This window comes from Agromyces cavernae (assembly GCF_021044935.1).
In the GTDB taxonomy this organism is placed as follows: Bacteria; Actinomycetota; Actinomycetes; order Actinomycetales; family Microbacteriaceae; genus Agromyces; species Agromyces cavernae.
This window is the reverse complement of the sequence record NZ_JAJNMP010000003.1, coordinates 865,433-888,481: the sequence shown is the minus strand read 5'-3', so window position 1 is coordinate 888,481 and position 23,049 is coordinate 865,433. Positions and strand designations below refer to the sequence as shown.

Here is a 23,049-nt window from a genome sequence, read left to right as displayed (position 1 = left end):
GGGGCGCGTCAGCGGGCGCGTCGCATGGCGCGCACACCCACGAACACGCCGATCGCGCAGGTCGCGGCCGCGGCGACGATACCGCCGAGCACAGCCGGCGCCCCGAAGTCGCCCGCGAGCAGCGCCCGCTCAGCGCCGACGAGGTAGCTCAGCGGGTTCACCGCGGCCGCGACCTTCATCCACGCGGGGCCGTCCTCGAGCGGCAGCAGCATGCCCGAGAGGATCATCAGCGGGAACAGCAGCGTCTGGTGCACCATCCAGAACATCCAGTCGCGGTTGCGGCATCCGAGCGCGAGCGTGTAGCTCAGCGCACCGAAGCCGACGCCGAAGACGGCGAGCACTGCAAGGCCGGCGACGAGGCCCGGCACGTCGAGCCGGAACCCGAACGGCACCGCGACGAGCACGACGATCGTGCCTTGGATGACGAGCGGAACGACCTCCTTCAGCGCGCGCCCGACGAGCAGGGCACTGCGGGAGAGCGGTGCGACGAGCGTGCGCTCGTGCGAGCCGGTCTGCATCTCGAACAGCAGGTTGGCGCCCGTCGAGGCAGTGCCGAACAGTGCGACCATCACGAGGATGCCGGGCACGAACCACTGCAGGGTGGCGGCGACGTCGCCGCCCGCCGCGCCGACCAGGAGCGGCCCGAACAGGCCGAGGAAGACGAGCGGCTGCACGAGCGAGAAGATGACGCTGAACGGGTCGCGAACGAGCGGGCGCGACTCGCGAACGAAGACGGTCGCAGTGTCGTGCACGAATCCGGTCGGGCGAGCGGATGCCGCGTGGCGGTCGGCCGCGACGGCGTCGGCCGCGGCGGGGCTGATGGTGTTCATTTCATGCTCCTTCATGTTGCGAAAACAGGAACTCGTGGCGAGAACAGGCGAGTCGTGCCTGTTCTCGGTGCCATCGCGGCGTGTCTTCCTGTTTTCGTGGCGGGGTTGGTGGAGGGATGGCGGGGTTGGTGGAGGGATGGCGGGGATGGCGGGTTGGTCGACGGATGGCGGGGTTGGTAGAGGAAAGGGGGCCGTGTCAGGCGGCCGCGGTCTCGAGCTCCTCGGCGGATGCCGCGGGCGCCGCGGCCTCCTCGCGCAGGCTGCGGCCCGTGAGTGCGAGGAACACGTCGTCGAGCGTGGGCTGGCGGTGGGTCGCCGCGGCGACCTCGAGGCCGGCGTCCGAGAGCGAGCGGATGTACCGGGGCAGGGCCCGATCGCCGCCCGGGGCCGTGACGGTGACCACGCGGGCGTCGGCCCCGTCGACCTCGCCGCCGATGCGGGCGGCCGCGGTCGCGGCATCCGACGGCGAATCGAACGTGAGCGTGACCCGATCGCCGGCGAGCGAGCCCTTGAGCGCGTCGGCCGTGTCGTCGGCGATGACCGCGCCGTTGTCCATCACCATGACGCGCTCGGCGAGCTGGTCGGCCTCGTCGAGGTAGTGGGTGGTGAGGAAGATCGTCGTGCCGGTCGCCCGGCGAAGCTCGACGATGTGCTCCCACAGGTTCGCGCGCGAGTGCGGGTCGAGGCCCGTCGACGGCTCATCGAGGAACAGCAGCTCGGGCCGGTGGATCAGGCCGAGCGCGATGTCGAGCCGGCGCTTCTGGCCGCCCGACAACGACTGCACCTGGCGGTTCGCGACCTGGGCGAGCTCGAGCGACTCGATGAGCTCGGCGGACCGTGCCCGCGTCTCGCGGCGGCCCATGCCGTAGAACGCGCCCTGCGCATGCAGCTCGTCGCGGACCCGTTGGGTGTGGCCGCCCGAGTTGCCCTGGCCGACGTAGCCGATACGGCGGCGCACGCCGGCGGGATCGGTGCGGATGTCGCAGCCGGCCACGATCGCCTCTCCCGCGGTCGGCGGCAGCAGGGTCGTGAGCATGCGTAGCGTCGTCGACTTGCCGGCGCCGTTCGGGCCGAGGAATGCGACGAGCTCGCCGGTGGCGACCGAGAGGTCGACGGAACGGACGGCCTCGACGGTCTGTCCCTTCGAGCGGAACGTCTTCGTGAGGCCATGTGCGGTGATCATCTGGTTCGTCTGGTTCGTCATACCTGCAGTCTTCCGAGAGATCCGGTCACTTCCTGTCCTGATGGAGGCAATACTTGAGCCATGGCTGCGACGACCTCGAGAACCCTCGAACTCCTCTCCCTGCTGCAGAGCCACCGGCACTGGTCGGCACGCGACCTCGTCGATCGCCTCGGCGTGAGCGAGCGCACGCTGCGGCGCGACGTCGAGCGCCTGCGCGACCTCGGCTACGGCATCGAGTCGATGCGGGGGAGTGCGGGCGGCTATCGGCTCGAGGCCGGCACCGGCCTGCCGCCGCTGCTGCTCACCGACGACGAGGGCGTCGCGATCGCGGTGGGCCTGCGCTCGCAGGCGACCGCCGGCTTGCGCGGCGCCGAGCACACCACGCTCAGCGCCCTCGCGAAGATCGAGCAGGTGCTGCCGCCCGCGCTGCGGCGACGCATCGACGCGCTCGCGTCGCACGCGACGCTCGGCGCGGGCACCGCGGGCGGCGGGACCGGGCAGCCGGCACCCGAGGTCGACGCCGAACTGCTCGGTCTGCTCGCGCTGGCATGTCGCGATTCCGAGCGACTGCGATTCAAGTACACGGATGCCGCGGGCGAGGCATCCGCTCGCTCGATCGAGCCCTACCGCCTCGTGCCGGTCGCCCGCCGCTGGTACCTGCTCGCGTGGGACCGCGATCGCGACGACTGGCGCACCTTCCGCCTCGACCGCATGAGCGAGGTGTTCCAGACCCGCGTGCGATTCGAGCCGCGCGCCATGGGCGACGTCGAGGCGCGCACCCGCGTCGAACGGGCATTGCGCTGGCGGGCGCGCAGCGTGAGGGCACGCGCCGTAATCGAGATGCCGGCGCCCGAGCTCACGGAGTACCTCGGGTGGTACGGCCGCGACGTCGTGGCCGACGGGCCGACGCGGTGCGTGTGGCCGCTCGAGTCCGACGCCGTCGAGAGCCTGTTCCTGGCGCTCATGTGGCTGCCCCGGGGCATCCGCTATCGGGTCGAGGCGGAGCCCGACGTGCTCGCGTTCCTCGCCGAACAGGGCGAGCGGTTCGCGGAGGCGGCCGTGGCGGCCGGCGGCCCGCCGGTGATCGACCCGGCGCGCTGAGCGCACCATTGCGGATGCCGCCCCCAGGGCGTTGGCTTACCGCATGGACATCGCATTCGTGGCCGGGTTCGGTCCCATCAGCGGCGCCGGCGCCGCCTCGTCCGCTTTCTGGGGCGGTGCGTTCGGCATCCCCTTCAGCGAGGACAGCGGCTACTTCCACACCGAGCTGCTGCCCGGCGTCAACGCCTTCGCGATCTGGCCGCTCAGCCAGGCCGCCGAGGCGACCTTCGGCACCGCCGAGTGGCCGGTCGACCGCCCCGTGCCGCAGGCATGGATCGAGTTCGACGTCGCTTCGCCGGCGGCCGTGGCCGAGGCGGTGGAGGAGCTTCGCGCGGGCGGACACGAGATCCTCGTCGGCGCGCATGAGGAGCCATGGGGGCAGACGACGTCGCGCCTCATGAGCCCTGAGGGCCTGCTCGTCGGCGTGAGTTACACGCCGTGGATGCACGAGGTGCGACCTGCCGGAGAAGCGGTGGTCGGCTTCGACCCCGAACTCGACTAGTACAGCGAGGGCGCGTCGCCGCCGCCGCTGCGCTCGAGGGTGCCGATCTCGGCGCCGTCTTGACCAAGCACGGTCATGGTGTCGCCCGAGACCGTCGCCTCGCTCAGGCCCGAGAGCCAGGTGTCGACGCCTTCGCACGCCATGAGCGTCGTCGCGACATCCTCGAACTGCACGTGGTCGGCCTCGTCGACGCTCCACGAGCCGTTGAGCGTGTTGCAGCCGTCGGTGCCGCTGAGGCTGCCGTCGTCGGCCAGCTCGAGCGAGGGCGCGGTCGAGTCGGACGTGTCGCCCCAGGTGCCGGCCGCGTCGACCGAGCCGCCCCCCGCCGAGCCTTGGACGCCGGCGCAACCCGCCAGCACGAGCAGGGCGAACACGGCCCCGCCGGCGATCGAGATCTTCCGAATTCCAGCCATGGTCGCAGGGTAGCCCCGAGGGGCTGTGCGCCGCCACGGAATCAGGTCGTCGTAGTTCGCGACCGGGCTCGAGTTCGCCCGCCGCGGGTCTTCGGCGCTGCGCTATCCGCCTGCGCCGGCCGAGAGCTCCACGACGACCACCGAAGCGTCGACGCCGAGTCCGTAGATGCCGCCGCCGGAGCCGCCGTTCGACGGGCAACCGGTGAGCGTCATGACGGCGGCCGCTGCGACGAGGACCATGCCGATGCGGGTCGTGGAACGAGACATCCGTGCCATGAGCCCAGCGTAGGCCGAGGTTGCCTTGATGTGGGGTGGGAATCGTGATCGGCGCCAGCGCGTCGGCGAACGCGCCGACGTGCTGAACTCAGGCGGTGCCGTCGGCCGGGGTCGCGGTCGCGCGGGCGGCGCGTCCCAGCGCGTCGCGACACGCGACGACGGCCGGCCTGACAGCCGCGGCATGGCGGGTGGAGGTGAACACTTCGCGCTGCGGATGTCCCGGCAGGTCCACGAGCGTCACGCTCGGCGCCTCGCCCGCCCAGACGAGATCGGGCAGCAGCCCGACCGCGTTGCCCGAGCGGATGAGCCGGATGTGCGCCATGAGGTCGGCCGTCTCGAACCGCACGTCGGGCTCGAACCCGGCGTCGCGGCAGAGCTGCTCGGCCCAGTCGCGCGACGCGGTGCCCTCGGGTTCGAGCACCCACGGCCGCGTCGCCGCCGCCGCGAGAGATGACCCCGTGGTTTGAGGAGGCGCGCCAGCGCCGTCTCGAAACCCCGAGGCCTGCCCGTGGCGGTTTCGAGACGCGTCCTCCTTCGTCGGGCGCTCCTCAACCCGCGCGGCGGGGTGCGGCGGCAGTGCGAGGCGGATGGCGTCGGCGGCGAGCGGCACCCGGTCGAGATCGGCCCGGTGCGCCCGGGTGTGGCCCGGGTACTGCTCGGCGACCACGAGGTCGAAGTCGCGCGCGGCGACGTCGAAGAGCGCGAGCTCGGGCTCCCGCTCGGTGATCTCCACGCGCAAGCCGGGGTGCTCGACACGCAGCAGCGTGAGCGCCTGCGGAACGACGGCGTGCGCGGCCGATTGGAACACAGCGATGCGCACGGTGCCGCCCACCGCGGTGAGCGACCGGGCGACGTCGGACTCGGCCTCTTCGAGCCGGTCGAGGATCGCCCGCGCGTGCTCGACGAGAACAAGCGCCTGCGGGGTCAGCTGCACGCGACGACCCGCCTGCACGAGCAGCGGCACGCCCGCCTCGCGCTCGAGCTGGCTGAGTTGCTGCGACACCGACGAGGGGCTGTACGAGAGCGCTTCGGCGACGGCCGCGAGCGTGCCGCGCTGGCTCAGTTCGACGAGCAGGCGCAGGCGTCTCACGTCGAGCATGCCGGCCTCCGGGACATCCATTCGTTCATTCGGTTTCTCTGAACAGTATCCGTCAGAATCATTCGCTGTACTGAACGGATGTCGCGACGCACACTTAACCCGACAGGCGCGCAGTCCCCAACGCGCCCGCCCTTCGACCCGCTCAGGACCCAGAAAAGGAACGTGACCATGTCGAATGCCGCCACCGACGCCCGGCCGAACACCGATCACGTCGTCGCACTCGTGCGGCGCTGGCTCGCCGAGAGCGCCGAGCATCCCGTCGAACCCGCCGCCGAACGCCTCGCCGGCGTGCTCAAGGACCCGAACGGCCTCGCCTTCACCGTGGGCTTCGTCGACGGGGTCATGCGCCCCGAAGACCTCGGCGTCGCGGGACGCAACCTCGAGCAGGTCGCGAAGCTCACCCCGAAGTTCCTGCCGTGGTACCTGAAGGCCGCGATCCGCGTGGGCGGGGTGATGGCGCCCGGGTTCCCGTGGCTCGTGATCCCGATCGCCCGTCGCGTGCTGCGCCAGATGGTCGGCCACCTCGTGCTCGACGCGACCCCCGAGAAGCTCGGCCCCGCCATCGCGACGCTGCGCGAAACGGGTAACCGCCTCAACCTGAACCTGCTCGGCGAGGCCGTGCTCGGCGAGGACGAGGCGAACCGCCGCCTGCAGGGCACGTACGAGTTCCTCGCCCGCGACGACGTCGACTACGTGTCGATCAAGGTGTCGAGCGTCGTCAGCCAGCTGTCGATGTGGTCGTTCGACGAGGCCGTGCAGAAGGTCGTCGCGAAGCTCACGCCCCTCTACGAGCTCGCGGCGCAGAGCGAGGCGCGCGGCAAGGCGAAGTTCATCAACCTCGACATGGAGGAGTACCGCGACCTCGACCTCACGATCGCGGTCTTCACGACCCTGCTCGACCAGCCGCAGCTGCGCGGGCTCGAGGCGGGCATCGTGCTGCAGACCTACCTGCCCGACGCGCTCGGCGCCATGCAGGAGCTCACCGCGTGGGCGAAGCAGCGCCGCGCCGCCGGCGGCGCCCCCATCAAGGTGCGCGTCGTCAAGGGCGCGAACCTCGCGATGGAGCACGTCGACGCCGCCGTGCACGGCTGGCCGGTCGCGACCTACGACACCAAGCAGGATTCCGACACCAACTACAAGCGCGTGCTCGACTGGTCGATGACGCCCGAGCGCACCGACGCAGTGAAGCTCGGCGTCGCGGGCCACAACCTCTTCGACGTCGCACACGCGTGGCTCACCGCACGCGAGCGGGGCGTCGAGTCGCGCGTCGAGTTCGAGATGCTGCTCGGCATGGCGACCGGCCAGGCCGAGGCGGTGCGCCGCGATGTCGGCAACCTGCTGCTCTACACGCCCGTCGTGAACCCGAGCGAGTTCGACGTCGCGATCGCGTACCTGATCCGCCGCCTCGAAGAGAACGCGAGCCACGACAACTTCATGTCGGCCGTCTTCGAGCTCGCCGACGACCGCGGGCTGTTCGATCGCGAGCTGGCCAGGTTCCAGCGTTCGCTCGACGCGCTGCGCCCCGAGTTCGACGGGGCGGATGTCCCGGCCCCGGCCCCGAACCGCACGCAGAACCGGCACACCGAGTGGGAGGGCGACGCGCTCGCCGCCGCGATGGCGATCCCCGAGGCGCCCGCCCCCGGCAGCGAGCTCGACGACGACGCGTCACTCACGGGCGTCGTGCTCGGCATCACTCGTGGGTCGGGGGGTGGCTTCGACGCAGTGGATGCAGCGACATCCGCCGATTCGCAGGTTTCGACAGGCTCAACCAGCACCGCCGGACCGGGCGCGACGCCCGGCTTCCGCAACGAGCCCGACACCGACCCGGCGATCGCCGCGAACCGCGATTGGGGTCGGCGCATCCTCGCCCGCGTGCCCGAATCACGTCTCGGACTGGACACGATCGCTGCCGCACACGTCGCCGACGCGGCCACCCTCGACACCGTCATCCAGACCGTCGCCGCGCGCGGCCGCGCGTGGGGCGAGCTGCCCGGCGCCGAGCGCGCCGCGGTGCTGCATCGTGCCGGCCTCGCCCTCGCCGCGAACCGCGACCGGCTCATCGAGGTCATGGCCGCCGAGGCCGGCAAGACCATCGCCGAGGCCGACCCCGAGATCAGCGAGGCCATCGACTTCGCGCACTACTACGCCGAGCGCGCCCGCGAGCTCGACCACGTGCAGGGCGCCGTCTTCGTGCCGCCGCAGCTCACGGTCGTCACCCCGCCGTGGAACTTCCCCGTCGCGATCCCGGCCGGCGGCGTGCTCGCCGCGCTCGCCGCGGGCTCGGGCGTCATCATCAAGCCCGCGAAGCTCGCGCAGCGCTCGGGCGCCGTCATGGTCGAGGCGCTGTGGGAGGCGGGCATTCCGCGCGAACTGCTCGCGCTCGTCGATCTCGCGAACCACGACCTGGGGCGGCAGCTCGTGGCGGCGCCCGAGGTCGGCAGGGTCATCCTCACCGGTGCCTACGAGACGGCGCAGCTGTTCCGCTCGTTCCGCAACGACCTGCCGCTGCTCGCCGAGACCAGCGGCAAGAACGCGATCATCGTGACGCCGAGCGCTGATCTCGACCTCGCGGCATCCGACGTGGTCAAGAGCGCCTTCGGCCACGCGGGGCAGAAGTGCTCGGCCGCGTCGCTCGTGATCCTCGTCGGTTCGGTCGCGAAGTCCGAGCGGTTCCACCGCCAGCTCGTCGACGCGGCGATGTCGTTGCGCGTGGGCCACCCCGCCGATCCGCAGAGCCAGATGGGCCCGATCATCGAGCCGGCGAACGGCAAGCTGCTGCACGCGCTCACCCAGCTCGGCATCGACGAGGAGTGGCTCGTCGAGCCCAAGCAACTCGACGACACCGGCAAGCTCTGGTCGCCCGGCATCCGCACTGGCGTCGCCGCCGGCTCGTACTTCCACCTCACCGAGTTCTTCGGCCCGGTGCTCGGCATCATGCACGCGAAGGACCTCGACGAGGCCATCCGCATGCAGAACGCGGTCGACTACGGCCTCACGGCCGGCCTGCACTCGCTCGACTCCGACGAGCTCGCGACGTGGCTCGACCGCGTCGAGGCCGGCAACCTCTACGTGAACCGCGGCATCACGGGCGCGATCGTGCAGCGCCAGCCGTTCGGCGGCTGGAAGCGCTCGGCGGTCGGCGCCGGAGCGAAGGCGGGCGGACCGAACTACCTGTTCGGCCTCGGCGACTGGATGCCCCAGCACGGCCAGACCTCGAGCACCCTGCACCTGCGCGGACTCGAGCATCGGGTCACCCAGCTCATCGAGCTCTCGCAGCCGGCCCTCGACTTCGAGGCGTTCGAGGTGCTGCGCCGCTCGGCCCTGAGCGACGAGCTCGCGTGGGCCGAGGAGTACGGCGCGGTGAAGGATGTCTCGGGCGTCGGCGTCGAGCGCAACCTCTTCCGCTACCGGTCGCTGCCCGTGACCGTGCGCATCGGCGAGCAGGCGACCCTGGCTGAGGGCCTGCGCGTCATCGCCGCTGGACTGCTCGCGAACGCGCCGATGATGGTGTCGACCGCGGTCGAGCTTCCGCAGGGTGTTCGCCGGCTGCTCGAGGCCCGCGACATCACGGTCGTGCGCGAGGGCGACGGCGACTGGCTCGCCCGTGCGGCACGCGGCGCCATCACGACGCCGCGCGTGCGACTCATCGGCGGCGGGGCCTCGGCGCTCGCCGACGCGCTCGGCGGAACGCCCGACATCGCCGTGTGGTCGCACCCCGTGACGCCGTCGGGCCGGGTCGAGCTGCTGCCGTTCCTGCACGAGCAGGCGATCTCGATCACGAACCACCGGTTCGGCAACCCGACGACGATCTCCGACGGGGTCATCTGAGGGCCGGTCGCCCGGTCGTCACGGTCGTAACTCAGGAGATTGGGCCCCATCGTGCCGCGAGCGCGGGGGATGGGGCCTATTCTCCTCGGCTGCGTGCGGCTCAGTGGTCTCGATACGCTTCGCTACTCGACCGACGCGCGGTCGGCAGCCGTGACCTGTTCGCGCAGGAACTCCCGCCACGTGCGCTCACCGCGCCGCGCACGCTCCCCGGCCAGGTTCTCGCCCGCACGATAGGCGCGACCCACGGCGCCAGGGAGGCGGATCGGCAGGGGCCGCCGCGCCCGTCCACCGGTCACCTCGGCATAGGCCTCAGCGAGCTGCCGGACGTCGAGCACCTCGGGCCCGGCGAGGTCCGCGACCCGCCCCGCGGGCCCGCCGAGCGCGAGCTCGGCGAGGCGTGCGGCGACCTCATCGCCGTGAATCGGCTCGAACCGCAGTCCTCGCGGCACCGGAAGCAGCGGCAGCCGCGTCATGCCGCGCACGACCGGGAGCACGAAGTCGTACAGTTGCGCGGCGCGCAGCACCGTCCACGGCACCCCCGACCCGGCGATCGCCCGCTCGGCCTCGGCCTTTGCCCGGAAGTATCCGATCGGCATCCGGTCGGCGCCGACGACCGAGATGAGGATGAGGTGGCGCACGCCTGCGTCGCGCGCCGCGGCGGCAAGGTTGCGCGCCGCGATGTCGTCGCCCTTCGCCCCGCCGGCCAGGTGCAGCACGACCTCGACGCCCTCGAGCGCCGCGGCGAGTCCGGCACCCGTGACGGTGTCGCCTTGGACATGCTGGATGCCGGGCTCATCCGTGCGCGGATGGCGGGAAAGGATCCGGATGTCGCGACCGGCCTCGCACAGGAGTGGAACCACGCGGTTGCCGATGTTGCCGGTGCCTCCGGTCACGAGCAGAGGTGCATTCATGGTGTTCGTCCTCTCATGTCACATCCGAGGGCGTTTCCTCGTCGACAGTCCGACGATCGAACACGAGGAGATGTGACATGACCGACCGAAGAATTCTGGCGCGGCGCTTCGAGACCGAGCGTCCGAGACTGCGGGCCATCGCCACCCAGCTGCTCGGCTCGGCCGCCGACGCGGACGATGCGGTCCAGGAGACGTGGCTCCGGCTCGAGCGGGTGGATGCCTTGAGCATCGACAACCTCGAAGCATGGCTGACGACGGTCGTCTCGCGCGTGAGCCTCGACCTGCTGCGGGCACCGCGTCGCACCCGCGAGCGATCGTGGCAGGTCGAGCCGTGGCGGGACGAGCCCGTCGCGGTCGAGGCGGACCCGGCCGAACTCGTGGCGCAGGGCGACCGCATCAGCACGGCGCTGCTCGTGCTGCTCGAGACGCTGAGTCCGGCCGAGCGGATCGCGTTCGTGCTGCACGACGTCTTCGGCCAGTCGTTCGACGAGATCGCCGACGTGCTCGAGCGGTCGCCCGAGGCGGCGCGACAGCTCGCTTCCCGCGCGCGCCGACGGGTGCGCGGGGCGGACGAGCCCCCGCGCCCGGATCGCGAGCGCGGCAGGCGCATCGTGCACGCATGGCTGGCCGCGGCGCGCGACGGGAACCTCGGCGAACTCCTCGCGCTGCTCGATGACGGTGCCGTGCTCCGGGCCGACTACGGAACCTCGACCCAGATCGTCGAGGGCGCGCAGTCGATCGCCGAGCAGGCCGTGCTCTCGGGTCGCCTGGCGGCGCACTCGACTCCGATCCTCATCGACGGCAGGCCCGGTGTGGCGGCCGTCATGCACGATCAGGTGGTGTCGATCATGGCGTTCGACATCGTCGGCGAGCGCATCGTCGGTCTCGGGGTCCTCGCCGACCCGGCCCGGCTCGAGGAACTCGGCGTACGTAGCATCCTGCAAATATAGTTGCCTGAAGCAATCAAACGTGGAAGAATCGCGGTGTGAGCAGGAGCGCCGACGGCGAAGCCCTCGAGGGTGGATTGCTTGCCTCGCTGACCCATCTGATCTCGCGGTGGTCGTCGAGCGACCTGCAGCGCCGCGTGGCCCACGGCGTCGGCATCGAACTCGACGCCACCGAGGTGCGCGCGATCTACACCCTCGGCCTCCGCGGCGGCTCGGCGCGGCCGAGTGAACTCGCCGACGAACTGCACCTGACCAGGCCGACCGCGTCGAAGCTCCTCGCACGCCTCGTCGCCGACGGGCTGGTCGAGAAGTCCGACGACCCCCGCGACGGGCGGGCGAGCGTGGTGGCGCTCTCGGCTACGGGAGCGCGGGCGTACGGCGAGTTGGCACGCGCCGGTCGCGAGATGATCGCGCACGCGCTCGCCGACTGGGACGCACGCGAGGCGGAGGCCTTCGGTGCCCTCCTCCGCCGGTTCGTGCAGGGACTCATCGCGGAGTCGGCGATGTCGCCCGATGCCGCGCAACCTCGTCCGCCGGCACACGACGGCGGCGAACAGCAGCCCGACGCGGTCGGGTGAGAAAGCGAAGGGAACAACCATGGCTCGCACCTACGTCATCACCGGATCGGCGTCCGGCATCGGAGCGGCGACCGCCGAGGTGCTGCGCGCGCGCGGAGAACGCGTGATCGGCATCGACCTGCGCGGCGCCGACGTCGAGGCCGACCTCTCCACCGCCGAGGGGCGGGCTGCGGCGGCGGCCGCGGCGACCGAACTCGCGGGCGGGGTCGTCGATGCCGTCATCGCGTGCGCGGGCATCGCGGCGCCGATCGCCAAGACGATGGCGATCAACTACTTCGGCGTCACCGAACTGCTGACCGCGCTCCTGCCCGCGCTCCGGGCGTCGCAGGCCCCGCGCGCGGCGGTCGTCTCGTCGATGGCCTCGCTGCAGCCGGTCGTGCCCGCGCTCGTGGAGGCCGCCCTCAGCGGCGACGAGGCGGCGACGCTCGCGATCGGCGACTCGCTCGCCGCGCAGGGGCCCGAGGTCGGGTACGCCAACTACTCGTCGTCGAAGCGTGCGCTGTCGCGCTGGGTGCGTCGCGCGTCGATCTCGTCGGACTGGGCGGGTTCGGGCATCCCGCTGAACGCGGTCGCGCCGGGCACCGTGACCACGCCGATGACGAAGGACCTGCTGGCGACCCCCGAGGGTGCGGCGATGGTCGACGCCGCGGTTCCGATGCCCCTCAACTACCACCAGCCCGCGACCTCGATCGCCTACCTGCTCGCCTGGCTCACGAGCGCAGAGAACACCCACATGGCGGGGCAGACCATCTACTGCGACGGCGGTGCCGACGCGAGCCTGCGCGGCGACGACGTCTGGTCGTGGAACGACCCGGCCCCCCGGGCGTGAGCCGCCGACGCTGAGTACCGCGGGTCTGGCGCGTTCGCGTCAGACCCGCGGCGTGGGCACGTGCCGTCCGCGATTTCGACGACGGATGCCCCGTGGCGCGCGCCCGCCCAGGAACGAGCGTGCCGGGTCGACGATGAACCCGTGGCGCAGCGCCTCACGCCCGATGAGCATGCGGAAGCCCATCTCGTCGCGGTTGGTGAGTGTGACCTCGGCGGTGACGCGGCGCTGCATGAGCACGACGTCCATGAGCACGACGATGCGCTCTTCGCCGTGGCCCGACGAGCTGCGTACATGCCGCCGGTCGTATACGGGGCACTCGTACACGACGGCGTCGTCTTCGCTGGCCTGCCACGGGTGGATGCCGAATCGCACGAACGCCTCGTCGCCGCGGCGCAGCTCTTCGACGTCGAACGCGTGCAGTGATGAGGTGCGGGCACCGGTATCGAGCTTGGCCTTGATCCAGGGCACCTTCGCGTCGGGGAGGCTCACCCATTCGCGCCATCCCGCGATGGTGTTTGAATGGTGGGGCTTCGACACGACACCATCTTCGCAGGGACAATGATGAAACTCGCGATCCTCTCGCGCGCCCCCCAGGCATACTCCACCCAACGCCTCAAGGCCGCCGCGCAGCAACGCGGCCACGATGTCAAGGTGCTGAACACCCTGCGCTTCGCGATCGACCTGTCGGGTGGTGAGCCCGACCTGCAGTATCGCGGCCGTCAGCTCTCCGACTACGACGCGGTGCTTCCGCGCATCGGCAACTCCATCACCTACTTCGGCACGGCGGTCGTGCGCCAGTTCGAGCAGATGGATGTGTACACCCCCAACACCGCCAACGGCATCTCGAACTCGCGCGACAAGCTGCGCGCCACCCAGATCCTCTCGCGCCACAACATCGGCATGCCGCCGACGGCATTCGTGCGCAATCGCGCCGACGTGCGCCCGGCGATCGCCCGCGTCGGCGGTGCTCCCGTGGTCATCAAGCTGCTCGAGGGCACGCAGGGCATCGGGGTCATCCTGGCGCCCGAGGTCAAGGTGGCCGAGGCGATCATCGAGACCCTGCACTCGACCAAGCAGAACGTGTTGATCCAGCATTTCGTGAAGGAGAGCCGCGGTCGGGACATCCGTGCGCTCGTCGTCGGCGACCGCGTCGTCGCGGCGATGCGACGCGTCGCGAGTGGCGACGAGTTCCGCTCGAACGTGCACCGCGGCGGCTCGGTCGAACCGGTCGAGCTCTCGGCCGAGTACGAGCAGGCGGCGGTGCGATCGGCGCAGATCATGGGCCTGCGGGTCGCGGGCGTCGACATGCTCGAGGGCGACGAGGGGCCGCTCGTCATGGAGGTGAACTCGTCGCCGGGACTCGAGGGCATCGAGACCGCGACGAAGCTCGACGTCGCGGGCGCGATCATCGACTACATCGCCAACCAGGTCGCCTTCCCCGAGATCGACGTGCGACAGCGGCTCACCGTCTCGACCGGTTACGGCGTCGCCGAACTGCTCGTGCACGGCAACGCCGACCTCGTCGGCAAGACGCTCGGCGAGTCGGGGCTCTGGGACCGCGACATCACGGTGCTCACGCTGCACCGTGGCACGACCGTCATCCCGAACCCGCGCAAGGGCGTCGTGCTCGAGGCCGACGACCGGCTGCTGTGCTTCGGCCGGCTCGAGGAGATGCGCTCGATGATCCCCGAGCGCCGTCGCCGCCGCGCGAAGGTGCGCAAGCTGCCGAAGCAGCCCATCCCGACCCCGGCCGAGTAGTCGCCCTCACCGCCCCGGCCGGCCCCCAATCCGTCCGGACACCCGCACGCACCTCACCCGACCCGCCCGGCCCTGCCCCGAAAACAGGAACTCGCGCGCGACACGCCGCATCGGCGCCTGTTTCAGGGTGCTGTTCGGCGTGTCTTCCTGTTTTCGAGACGGGGTGGGAGAGCGAGACGGGGGAGTTCGGAACCGCGGGTGGTCTGCGCCGGGGCGGGGTCAGCGCTCGGCGTCGAGGGCCGACGCCACGAGATCGAGCGCGGTGGCGCGGTCGATGCCGAGGTGCCGCACGCGGTCGGCGTAGGCGATCGCCGCCTGCTGCGCCTCGCGCGTCACCGCGTCGCCCTGCGCCGAGACGAAGCTGCCCGCCCGTCCGCGCGTCTCGATGACGTGATCGGTTTCGAGTGCGCGATACGCCTTGGCCACCGTGTTGACGGCGAGTCCCAGTTCGTCGGCGAGGCCCCGCACGGTCGGCATGCGGGTGCCCGGGGCGAGCACGCCCGACCTCACCGCGTCGGTCACCTGCCGCCGCACCTGGTCGAAGGGCGGGTCGGATGCCTCGTGGTCGATCGTGAGTCTCATGCCGAGCCCGCCTCCTCGTCGACGACGGCGGTCGTCGTCAGTCGCGATTCCGATTCACGAGCCGGGAGAGCACGATCGCACTGCGGGTGTGATCGACGTTCGGGGCGATGCGCACGCGCTCGAGGGCGTCCTCGAGCGAGGCGATGTCACGGGCGCGCATGTGCACGATGGCGTCGGCCGAGCCGGTGACGGTGCCGGCGTAGACGACCTCGGGCACGCCCTGCAGGATGCGCTGCAGTTCGTCGGGCGCGACGGTGCCGCGGCAGAACAGCTCGACGTACGCCTCGGTCGACATGCCGTCGACCGTGGGGTCGACCTGGATGGTGAACGAGCGGATGACGCCGTCGGCGACGAGCCGGTCGACGCGCCGCTTGACGGCGGATGCCGAGAGCCCGACGGCAGAGCCGATGTCGCCGTACCCCGCCCGGGAGTTCTGCCTGAGCAGATCGAGGATTGCTCGATCGAGGTTGTCCATGTTCGGAGTGTACGTGGATCCGTTGCGCTCGAATAGCGTCCAGCGCAGATTTCATGCGCCGGATGCCGCGATTGCTCCGAGCACGGATGCGGCTGCCGCTAGCGCGCCGTCGTGAGCTGCAGCACGCCCTCGGGCGACCACCCCACGTCGACGATGACATCGGGCCCGCCCACCGCCATTCGCAGGCCCTGCGAGGGGAAGCGCCCGCGCTGGGTGCACACCGAAGCGGCTCCGCCATCGGTGAACGTGGCGATCAGGCAGAGATCCGTGTCGTCGCGCGCGGCGAAGACCGCGACGCCCGCGGGGCTCGTTGCCAGGAGCCGGGTGTCGATCTGCCCCACGAGCGCCGTGACGTCGGCGAGCGGGGTCTCGGTATGGGGAGTGTCGGCCGCGGTCTGCCTGCGATCGAACACGCGCGCAGCATCGGTCTCGAGGGCGATGGGCATCGCGGCGAACACGTCGGCGTGCAGGCGAGGACCGAGCTCGACGGGCCCGGAGGTACCGGTCGAGCCCGCCCCATCGGCAGGGTCGCTCGGGCGCGACTGCCACCCGGCGGCGAACCCGGCGGCCACGCCGACGGCGAGGGCGACGGCGCCGGTGATCAGGCCGACGCGGAGCGCAGGGCGCTTCGGGCGACGCAGCCCCGAAATGCCGGGATCGTCGGCGCCCACGTCCGCCACGGCTTCGTCCGAGGAGTGCGGCGTCGCGGCCGCGGGTGCGTCGTCGATCCCCGCGTCGACGTGCGCGAGCCGATCGAGCTCGGCGAGTGCGGCATTGCGCTCCTCGGTGGAGGCGTCGGCGCCGTAGGCGATGCGCTGCAGTCTGCGCACGCGTTCATCGTCGGTGGCGTCCACGATCAACCCCTTCCGGCGCGACCGGCGTCGCCGCATCGCACCGTTGACCTCAGGATGCCTCAGCATCGGGCCTGCGGCAAGCCGTTGACTGCGCCATCCGCTGCCCTTGTCGCAGATTTCATGCAGATCAGCGTCGAATGCGCTCGAATCATGCGTATGAAGCGGCCAACCGCAATGGAATTCGGTTCACACTGAGAGGAGTAGCCCCGGCGGCCGCGAGACCCGAACGTCGTCGCCGGGGCTTTGCAACCCGCCCCCACGCGCACCCCACGAAGGAGTGAGATGTCGACCCTGGTCGGAACCGATCCGCAGCCCGACACGACGCCCGAGCGTCGCCCCACCGGCCGCTCGGTGCTCATGTGCCGTCCCGAGCACTTCGAGGTCGTGTACCGCATCAACCCGTGGATGGACCCCGCCGCGCCGACCGACACGAACCTCGCCCTCGCCCAGTGGCAGACCCTGCACGACACGTATGTCGGGCTGGGGTTCGACGTGCAGCTCATCGACCCCATCGAGGGCCTGCCCGACATGGTCTACGCCGCGAACGGCGGCTTCGTGCTCGACGGCATCGCCTACGGCGCCAAGTTCACCCACGCCGAGCGGCAGCCCGAGGGTCCCGCCTACATGCGGTGGTTCGACGATGCCGGCTTCGACGTGCGCGTGCCCGCCGAGGTCAACGAGGGTGAGGGCGACTTCCTGCTCGTCGGCGACACCGTGCTCGCGGGAACGGGGTTCCGCAGCGATTCGGGCTCGCATGAAGAACTCGGTCGGGTGTTCGGCCGAGACGTCGTGACCCTGACGCTCGTGAACCCGAGCTTCTACCACCTCGACACGGCGCTCGCCGTGCTCGACCCCACGCCCGGCCAGGAGCACATCGCCTACCTGCCGAGTGCGTTCGACGAGGCATCCGTCGCCCTGCTTCGCGAGCGGTATCCCGACGCCATCATCGTGGACGAGGCCGATGCGGCGATCCTCGGCCTCAACTCGTTCAGCGACGGCTTCAACGTGGTCATCGCGTCGCGCGCGGCCGACTTCGAGCGCCAGTTGCGCGAGCACGGCTACAACCCCATCGGCGTCGACCTGTCGGAGCTGCTGCTCGGCGGCGGGGGCGTGAAGTGCTGCACGCTGGAGCTTCGCCGATGACCCCGTCGAACGGGTCCTCCACGACGACCGACGTCACGAGTGCGGCGATCGCCCTCGAAGACGAGCATGCCGCGCACACGTACCATCCGCTGCCGGTCGTCGTGGCGTCGGGCGACGGCGCCTGGGTGACGGATGTCGCGGGCCGGCGGTATCTCGACTGCCTCGCCGCATACTCGGCGGTGAACTTCGGGCACGGCAACCCGCGGCTCGTCGCAGCCGCCCGCGAGCAGCTCGACCGCATCACGCTCACCAGTCGGGCGTTCCACAATGACCGGCTCGGGCCGTTCGTCACCGAGCTCGCCGAACTCTGCGGCAAGGACATGGTGCTGCCCATGAACACGGGCGCCGAGGCGGTCGAGTCGGGCATCAAGGTCGCACGGGCGTGGGGCTATCGCGTGAAGGGCGTCGCGCCCGGTTCCGCGAACATCGTCGTGATGGCGGGCAATTTCCACGGCCGCACGACCACGATCATCTCGTTCAGCGACGACCCCGATGCGCGCGACGACTTCGGGCCGTACACGCCGGGCTTCCGCACCGTGCCGTACGGCGATGCCGATGCCGTGGCCGAGGCGATCGACGAGAACACCGTCGCGGTGCTCGTCGAGCCGATCCAGGGCGAGTCGGGCATCGTCATGCCGCCCGCCGACTTCATGCCGCGGCTGCGCGCGCTCTGCACCGCGCGTCGGGTGCTGCTCATCGCCGACGAGATCCAGTCGGGACTCGGCCGGGTCGGTGCGACCTTCGCGTGCGAGCTCGTCGGGGTGGTGCCCGACCTGTACCTGCTCGGCAAGGCGCTCGGCGGGGGAGTGGTCCCCGTGTCGGCCGTGGTCGGCGACCGTGACGTGCTCGGCGTGCTGCGGCCGGGTGAGCACGGCTCGACGTTCGGTGGCAACCCGCTCGCCGCTGCGGTCGGCCTCGAGGTCGTGCGAATGCTCGCCACCGGCGAGCCGCAGCAGCGGGCGCGTGAACTCGGAGCGCGGTTGCACGAACGGCTCGGGCGGCTCATCGGCCGCGGCGTCGTCGCGGTGCGCGGTGCCGGGCTGTGGGCCGGCATCGACATCGACCCGACGATCGGCACGGGGCGCGAGGTGTGCGAGGCGCTCATGCGACGTGGCGTGCTCGCGAAGGACACGCACGGCTCGACCATCCGGCTCGCTCCGCCGATCGTCGTCGAGCCCGCCGACCTCGACTGGGCGGTCGAGCGGTTGGCGGAGGCGCTGGACGACCTCAGGGGGTAGGCCCGCGCTCCGCGTGCTGCCGAGTCTCGCGTCATCCATGCCACTCGTCGCGTACCGCGGGCGTTCGCCGCGCCGGAGTCGTAAGGTGGGCCACGTCCCGATGAAGCGGCGCTCGTCGCGTCATCCTGAGGGAAGGAAGCGCATGGCCGACACCGACGTCCGTCGTCACGCTGACGAATATCGCCGCAGCATCGAGTCGCCCGACGAGTTCTGGCTCGAGGCTTCTGCGCTTCTCGACTGGCGCCACGCTCCGGAGCGCGCCCTCGACGACAGCGCAGCCCCCATCTACCGCTGGTTCCCCGACGGGATCCTCAACGTCAGCGAGAACGCGCTCGACCGCTGGGTCGCGGCGGGTCGGGGTGATCAGGTGGCACTCGCCTACGACTCGGCGATGACGGGCTCGAAGCGCACGTTCACCTACCGCGAGCTGCTGCACGAGGTGGCGCTCTTCGCCGGCGTGCTGCGCAACAACGGCGTCGAGAAGGGCGACCGGGTCGCGATCTACCTGCCGATGACGCCCGAGGCCGTGATCGCGATGCTCGCCTGCGCTCGCATCGGTGCCGTGCACTCGGTGGTGTTCGGCGGGTTCGCGGCGAACGAGCTCGCGGTGCGCATCCAGGACTCCCGACCACGGGTCATCGTCACGTCGTCGGGCGGCCTCGAGCCGGGCCGCGCCGTCGAGTACCTGCCGATCATCGAGAAGGCCCTCGCCATGATCGTCGGCGACCGTTCGGTCACCGACGCTGTGACGCAGTCGATCAGCGTGATCCCGGCCGACGAACTCAGTGTCGAGACCGTCATCGTGCGCAATCGCGAGGCCGTGCTCGGCACGGCCGCCGAGTTCGACGGCCGCGTCGGCGTGCACTGGTCGGACTGGGACGAGGAGCTCGCGGACGCCGAGGCCGTCGAGCCCGTCGCGGTCGCGGCGACCGACGCGCTGTACGTGCTCTACACCTCGGGAACGACCGGCACCCCGAAGGGCGTCGTTCGCGACAGCGGTGGCTACGCGGTCGCGCTCGCGTGGTCGATGAAGAACATCTACAACGTCGACGCGGGCGACGTCATGTGGACTGCCTCCGACGTGGGCTGGGTGGTCGGCCACAGCTACATCGTCTACGGCCCGCTGCTCGCCGGCGCGACGACGGTGCTCTACGAGGGCAAGCCGATCGGCACTCCCGATGCGGGTGCGTTCTGGCGCGTCGTCGAGGAGTACGGGGTCAAGGTGCTCTTCTCGGCGCCGACGGCCGTGCGCGCCATCCGCCGCGTCGATCCCGATCTCGAAGAGCTCGCGAGGTACGACACGACGACCCTCGACGCGATCTTCCTCGCCGGTGAGCGGCTCGACACCGAGACCTACCACTGGCTCGACAACGCCCTCCACTGTCCGGTCATCGACCACTGGTGGCAGACCGAGACGGGGTGGGCGATCGTGGCGAACCCTCGCGGCATCGAACCCCTGCCGGTGAAGCCGGGCTCGCCCTCGCTGCCCGTGCCCGGCTACCGGCTCGCCGTCGTCGACGGCAAGGGCAGGCCGGTCGAGACCGGAGTCGAGGGCAACATCGTGCTCGGGCTGCCGCTGCCGCCGGGGAGCCTGCCCACCCTCTGGAGCGGTGACGAGCAGTACGTCTCGTCGTACCTCACCGCCTTCCCGGGGTTCTACGCCACCGGCGACAGCGGGTATCTCGACGAGGACGGCTACGTCTATGTCATGGGTCGCACCGATGACGTCATCAACGTCGCCGGGCACCGGCTGTCCACCGGCACGCTCGAGGAGGCCATCAACCACCACCCCGCGGTCGCCGAGGTCGCCGTGATCGGCGTCAAGGACGAACTCAAGGGGCAGCGCGCGGCCGGATTCGTGACGCTCAAGCACGGGACATCCGTCGATCACGACACGCTCGCGAAGGAACTGGTCGCGCTCGTGCGCGACACCGTCGGACCCGTCGCGGCGTTCCGCGACGTCACCGTGCTCGAACGCCTGCCGAAGACGCGCTCGGGCAAGATCCTTCGCAAGACCATGCGGCAGATCGCCGACGGCGAGGCCTACAAGGTGCCCGCCACGATCGAAGACCCGACCGTGCTCGAGGCGCTGAAGTCCGCGCTGGCAGCGCAGTAGGTCGCGGCCGGGCCGGCCGGTCGGTTCGAAGGCGCCCTGCGGAACTTCGGGCGGCGTAACCTCGCCGCGATATCCTTGCACCCGACCGCACGGGTTCGTCCGCGTCGGGGTCGGGGGTGGGCAATGGCACGAAGCAAGGCCGAGAAGGCCGCGACGAAGGCGTTCAAGAAGGCACGCACGGCACTCGATGCAGCGACTGAGGCGCTCGCCGAGGCGAAGCGGCTCGCGAAGAAGGCCGACAAGGTCGCGAAGAAGCGCGCCGCCGAGGTCGCGGCCGATCTCGAGCGCACGGCGTCGCGCCTGCGCGTCGAAGCAGCGGTCGTGAAGCAGAAGATCGAGAACACGGCGAAGGCCGACGAATCGGCGAAGGCGAAGGCGAAGGCGAAAGCGAAAGCGAACGAGGCGAACACGGCGAACCCGGCCGTGAGGCCGGACGAGGCCCGCGCCGCCGGGAAGCGCATCGACCCCGCGACGGCCGAGAATCCGGTGGAGGCGAAGAAGCCCGCGGCGAAGAAGCCAGCGGCGACGAAGCCCGGGGCGAAGAAGGCCGCCGCGACGAAGCCCGCCGCGAAGAAGCCCGCTACTGCGACCAAGCCCGCCGCGACGAAGTCCGCCGCGGCGGCACCGGCCGCGAAGACGCCGCTCGAGGAGATGACGGTCGTGCATCTTCGCAGCCTCGCCCGCGAGCGCGGCATCCCCGGCTACTCCCGGTTCACCAAGGCGCAACTCGTCGTCTTCCTTCGCGACTGACACGTGATCGCCTTCACGACGCGGTTGCGCAAGCCGACGAACGGATGCCTCGCCGCGCGCCGAACCAGGGTCTAGGCTGCCCCCATGGGCAAGGTCACCGAACCTGCCCCGGGGGAGTACGGGTCGGTCGAGCCGGCCCCGAGCGGCGCCGAGCCGGTCGAGCGCGACACCCGGGGAGACCACGGCTTCCTCGGGCAGCCGCGACCACTCGTGCACATCTTCGGCGTGGAGATGTGGGAGCGGTTCAGCTTCTACGGCATGCAGGGGATCCTGCTGCTGTACCTGTACTACTCGGCCGCCGAGGGCGGCCTCGGCATGGACCAGACTTCGGCAGCCGGCATCGTCGGCGCCTACGGCGGCGCGGTGTACCTCTCGACGATCCTCGGGGCGTGGATGGCCGACCGGCTGCTCGGCTCCGAGCGGGTGCTCTTCTTCAGCGCCATCGTCATCATGGCCGGCCACATCGCGCTCGCCGCGCTGCCCGGGTTCCTCGGCGTCGGCGTCGGCCTCGTGCTCGTGGCCCTCGGATCAGGCGGGCTGAAGGCGAACGCCACGAGCGTCGTCGGAACGCTCTACTCCGAGCACGACCCCAGGCGCGACGCCGGATTCTCGATCTTCTACCTCGGCATCAACCTCGGCGCCTTCTTCGGCCCGATCCTCACCGGTCTCGTGCAGCAGAACTGGGGCTTCCACTGGGGGTTCGCGCTCGCCGCGGTCGGCATGGCCTTCGGGCTGATCCAGTACTCGTTCGGTCGCAAGAGCCTGCCGCCCGAGGCATCCGTCGTGCCCAACCCGCTGCCCGCATCGCGACGCCTGCTCGTGATCGGCATCGCGATCGCGGCCGTGCTGCTCATCGCGGTGCTCCTGCTCACCGGCCTCATCACCGCCACCAACCTCGTCACCTGGGTCATCGGCGGCACCGTGGTCGCGGCCGTCGCGTACTTCGTGGTGATCCTCGGCAGCCACCGGATCACGCCGACCGAGCGCAGCCGCGTCTACGGGTTCATTCCGCTGTTCATCGCGAGTGTCGCGTTCTGGTCGCTGTACCAGCAGCAGTTCACCGTGCTCACGATCTACTCCGACGAGCAGCTGAACCGCGACCTGTTCGGCTGGGAGATGCCGGTGCCGTGGGTGCAGTCGATCAACCCGATCTTCATCATCATCCTGTCGGGCGTGTTCGCCGCGCTCTGGACGAAGCTCGGCGATCGCCAGCCGCCGACGCCCGTGAAGTTCGCGCTCGGCACGGCCGTCATGGGGCTCGCATTCCTGCTGTTCCTGCCGTTCGCGGGCGGGGGCGCCAACTCGACGCCGCTGCTGTGGATGGTGCTCATCCTGTTCGTGTTCACGGTCGCCGAGCTGCTGCTCTCGCCGGTCGGGCTCTCGGTGGCGACGAAGCTCGCGCCGAGCGCGTTCCACACGCAGATGGTGGCGCTGTTCTTCCTGTCGGTCGCGCTCGGGACGTCGATCGCCGGGCAGCTCGCGGAGTTCTACACGGTGGTCAATGAGGCGACGTACTTCGGGGTGCTCGGCGCGATCGCCATCGTGCTCGGGGCCGCACTCTGGCTCGCGCGCAAGCCGGTGCTGCGGCTCATGGCCGGGGTGCGCTGACGAGTCGGGCGCTCGGCGGCCATCGGCG

At 70.9% G+C, this 23,049-nt stretch carries 22 protein-coding genes; 12 read left to right on the top strand and 10 right to left on the bottom strand.

The window, feature by feature from the left end; all coding sequences use genetic code 11:
* Nucleotides 1-8 precede the first annotated feature (8 nt).
* Nucleotides 9-830: an ABC transporter permease gene (locus tag LQ757_RS15425; RefSeq protein WP_231048128.1), complete on the bottom strand. Its 822-nt coding sequence runs from the start codon at nucleotides 828-830 to the stop codon at nucleotides 9-11.
* Between the two features lie 196 nt (nucleotides 831-1,026).
* Nucleotides 1,027-2,034 (bottom strand): ATP-binding cassette domain-containing protein, encoded by a 1,008-nt coding sequence (locus LQ757_RS15420; protein ID WP_231048127.1) that lies wholly within the window; start codon nucleotides 2,032-2,034, stop codon nucleotides 1,027-1,029.
* 60 nt (nucleotides 2,035-2,094) lie between these two features.
* Between LQ757_RS15420 and LQ757_RS15415 the strand changes: the two genes are divergently transcribed.
* On the top strand, nucleotides 2,095-3,114 hold the full coding sequence (locus tag LQ757_RS15415) for a helix-turn-helix transcriptional regulator (RefSeq protein ID WP_231048126.1): 1,020 nt from the start codon (nucleotides 2,095-2,097) through the stop codon (nucleotides 3,112-3,114).
* A gap of 43 nt (nucleotides 3,115-3,157) precedes the next feature.
* Complete coding sequence (locus tag LQ757_RS15410) at nucleotides 3,158-3,616, top strand: VOC family protein (protein ID WP_231048125.1); 459 nt, start codon at nucleotides 3,158-3,160, stop codon at nucleotides 3,614-3,616.
* Here LQ757_RS15410 and LQ757_RS15405 read toward each other — a convergent pair.
* The 3 genes from LQ757_RS15405 to LQ757_RS15395 all read right to left on the bottom strand — a co-directional run bounded on the left by LQ757_RS15405 (nucleotide 3,613) and on the right by LQ757_RS15395 (nucleotide 5,404).
* A complete protein-coding gene (locus tag LQ757_RS15405; protein ID WP_231048124.1) occupies nucleotides 3,613-4,029 on the bottom strand; it encodes an META domain-containing protein in 417 nt (138 codons plus the stop codon). The genes LQ757_RS15410 and LQ757_RS15405 overlap by 4 nt on opposite strands.
* Before the next feature lie 102 nt (nucleotides 4,030-4,131).
* On the bottom strand, nucleotides 4,132-4,305 hold the full coding sequence (locus LQ757_RS15400) for a hypothetical protein (protein ID WP_231048123.1): 174 nt from the start codon (nucleotides 4,303-4,305) through the stop codon (nucleotides 4,132-4,134).
* Nucleotides 4,306-4,393: 88 nt separating this feature from the next.
* Nucleotides 4,394-5,404: a LysR family transcriptional regulator gene (locus LQ757_RS15395; RefSeq protein WP_231048200.1), complete on the bottom strand. Its 1,011-nt coding sequence runs from the start codon at nucleotides 5,402-5,404 to the stop codon at nucleotides 4,394-4,396.
* Nucleotides 5,405-5,572: 168 nt separating this feature from the next.
* On the opposite strand from LQ757_RS15395, the gene LQ757_RS15390 reads away from it, so the two are divergent.
* Complete coding sequence (locus tag LQ757_RS15390; RefSeq protein ID WP_231048122.1) at nucleotides 5,573-9,232, top strand: proline dehydrogenase family protein; 3,660 nt, start codon at nucleotides 5,573-5,575, stop codon at nucleotides 9,230-9,232.
* 122 nt (nucleotides 9,233-9,354) lie between these two features.
* Here the strand turns inward: LQ757_RS15390 and LQ757_RS15385 are convergent, their stop codons facing one another.
* Complete coding sequence (locus LQ757_RS15385; protein WP_231048121.1) at nucleotides 9,355-10,143, bottom strand: SDR family oxidoreductase; 789 nt, start codon at nucleotides 10,141-10,143, stop codon at nucleotides 9,355-9,357.
* A 77-nt stretch (nucleotides 10,144-10,220) separates the two neighbouring features.
* Between LQ757_RS15385 and LQ757_RS15380 the strand changes: the two genes are divergently transcribed.
* Genes LQ757_RS15380 through LQ757_RS15370 form a run of 3 tightly spaced genes read left to right on the top strand, consistent with a single transcriptional unit; the run spans nucleotide 10,221 to nucleotide 12,497 of the window.
* Nucleotides 10,221-11,093 (top strand): sigma-70 family RNA polymerase sigma factor, encoded by an 873-nt coding sequence (locus LQ757_RS15380; protein ID WP_231048120.1) that lies wholly within the window; start codon nucleotides 10,221-10,223, stop codon nucleotides 11,091-11,093.
* Nucleotides 11,094-11,128: 35 nt separating this feature from the next.
* Nucleotides 11,129-11,668: a MarR family winged helix-turn-helix transcriptional regulator gene (locus LQ757_RS15375; protein ID WP_231048119.1), complete on the top strand. Its 540-nt coding sequence runs from the start codon at nucleotides 11,129-11,131 to the stop codon at nucleotides 11,666-11,668.
* A 19-nt stretch (nucleotides 11,669-11,687) separates the two neighbouring features.
* Nucleotides 11,688-12,497: an SDR family NAD(P)-dependent oxidoreductase gene (locus LQ757_RS15370; RefSeq protein WP_231048118.1), complete on the top strand. Its 810-nt coding sequence runs from the start codon at nucleotides 11,688-11,690 to the stop codon at nucleotides 12,495-12,497.
* A 39-nt stretch (nucleotides 12,498-12,536) separates the two neighbouring features.
* Here the strand turns inward: LQ757_RS15370 and LQ757_RS15365 are convergent, their stop codons facing one another.
* On the bottom strand, nucleotides 12,537-13,034 hold the full coding sequence (locus LQ757_RS15365) for an ATP-dependent zinc protease family protein (protein ID WP_231048117.1): 498 nt from the start codon (nucleotides 13,032-13,034) through the stop codon (nucleotides 12,537-12,539).
* A gap of 24 nt (nucleotides 13,035-13,058) precedes the next feature.
* Here LQ757_RS15365 and LQ757_RS15360 point away from each other — a divergent pair, with 24 nt between their 5' ends.
* Nucleotides 13,059-14,255: a RimK family alpha-L-glutamate ligase gene (locus LQ757_RS15360; protein ID WP_231048199.1), complete on the top strand. Its 1,197-nt coding sequence runs from the start codon at nucleotides 13,059-13,061 to the stop codon at nucleotides 14,253-14,255.
* Between the two features lie 219 nt (nucleotides 14,256-14,474).
* Here LQ757_RS15360 and LQ757_RS15355 read toward each other — a convergent pair whose 3' ends face one another.
* The 3 genes from LQ757_RS15355 to LQ757_RS15345 all read right to left on the bottom strand — a co-directional run bounded on the left by LQ757_RS15355 (nucleotide 14,475) and on the right by LQ757_RS15345 (nucleotide 16,166).
* Nucleotides 14,475-14,837 carry a GntR family transcriptional regulator gene (locus LQ757_RS15355; RefSeq protein ID WP_231048116.1) on the bottom strand — a complete coding sequence of 121 codons (363 nt, stop codon included), beginning with the start codon at nucleotides 14,835-14,837 and terminating at the stop codon, nucleotides 14,475-14,477.
* 37 nt (nucleotides 14,838-14,874) lie between these two features.
* Nucleotides 14,875-15,312, bottom strand: a complete 438-nt coding sequence (locus LQ757_RS15350; protein ID WP_231048115.1) for an Lrp/AsnC family transcriptional regulator — start codon at nucleotides 15,310-15,312, stop codon at nucleotides 14,875-14,877.
* 98 nt (nucleotides 15,313-15,410) lie between these two features.
* Nucleotides 15,411-16,166, bottom strand: a complete 756-nt coding sequence (locus LQ757_RS15345; protein WP_231048114.1) for a hypothetical protein — start codon at nucleotides 16,164-16,166, stop codon at nucleotides 15,411-15,413.
* 282 nt (nucleotides 16,167-16,448) lie between these two features.
* Between LQ757_RS15345 and ddaH the strand changes: the two genes are divergently transcribed.
* From ddaH to LQ757_RS15320, 5 genes are all read left to right on the top strand, one after another.
* Nucleotides 16,449-17,309 (top strand): dimethylargininase, encoded by an 861-nt coding sequence (gene ddaH, locus LQ757_RS15340; protein WP_372459660.1) that lies wholly within the window; start codon nucleotides 16,449-16,451, stop codon nucleotides 17,307-17,309.
* Nucleotides 17,306-18,547 (top strand): ornithine--oxo-acid transaminase, encoded by a 1,242-nt coding sequence (gene rocD, locus LQ757_RS15335; RefSeq protein WP_231048113.1) that lies wholly within the window; start codon nucleotides 17,306-17,308, stop codon nucleotides 18,545-18,547. The genes ddaH and rocD overlap by 4 nt, the downstream gene beginning before the upstream one ends.
* Before the next feature lie 142 nt (nucleotides 18,548-18,689).
* Complete coding sequence (locus tag LQ757_RS15330) at nucleotides 18,690-20,663, top strand: AMP-binding protein (protein WP_231048112.1); 1,974 nt, start codon at nucleotides 18,690-18,692, stop codon at nucleotides 20,661-20,663.
* A gap of 123 nt (nucleotides 20,664-20,786) precedes the next feature.
* Nucleotides 20,787-21,413 carry a Rho termination factor N-terminal domain-containing protein gene (locus LQ757_RS15325; RefSeq protein ID WP_231048111.1) on the top strand — a complete coding sequence of 209 codons (627 nt, stop codon included), beginning with the start codon at nucleotides 20,787-20,789 and terminating at the stop codon, nucleotides 21,411-21,413.
* Between the two features lie 84 nt (nucleotides 21,414-21,497).
* Complete coding sequence (locus LQ757_RS15320; protein ID WP_255681453.1) at nucleotides 21,498-23,021, top strand: peptide MFS transporter; 1,524 nt, start codon at nucleotides 21,498-21,500, stop codon at nucleotides 23,019-23,021.
* Nucleotides 23,022-23,049: the final 28 nt, after the last annotated feature.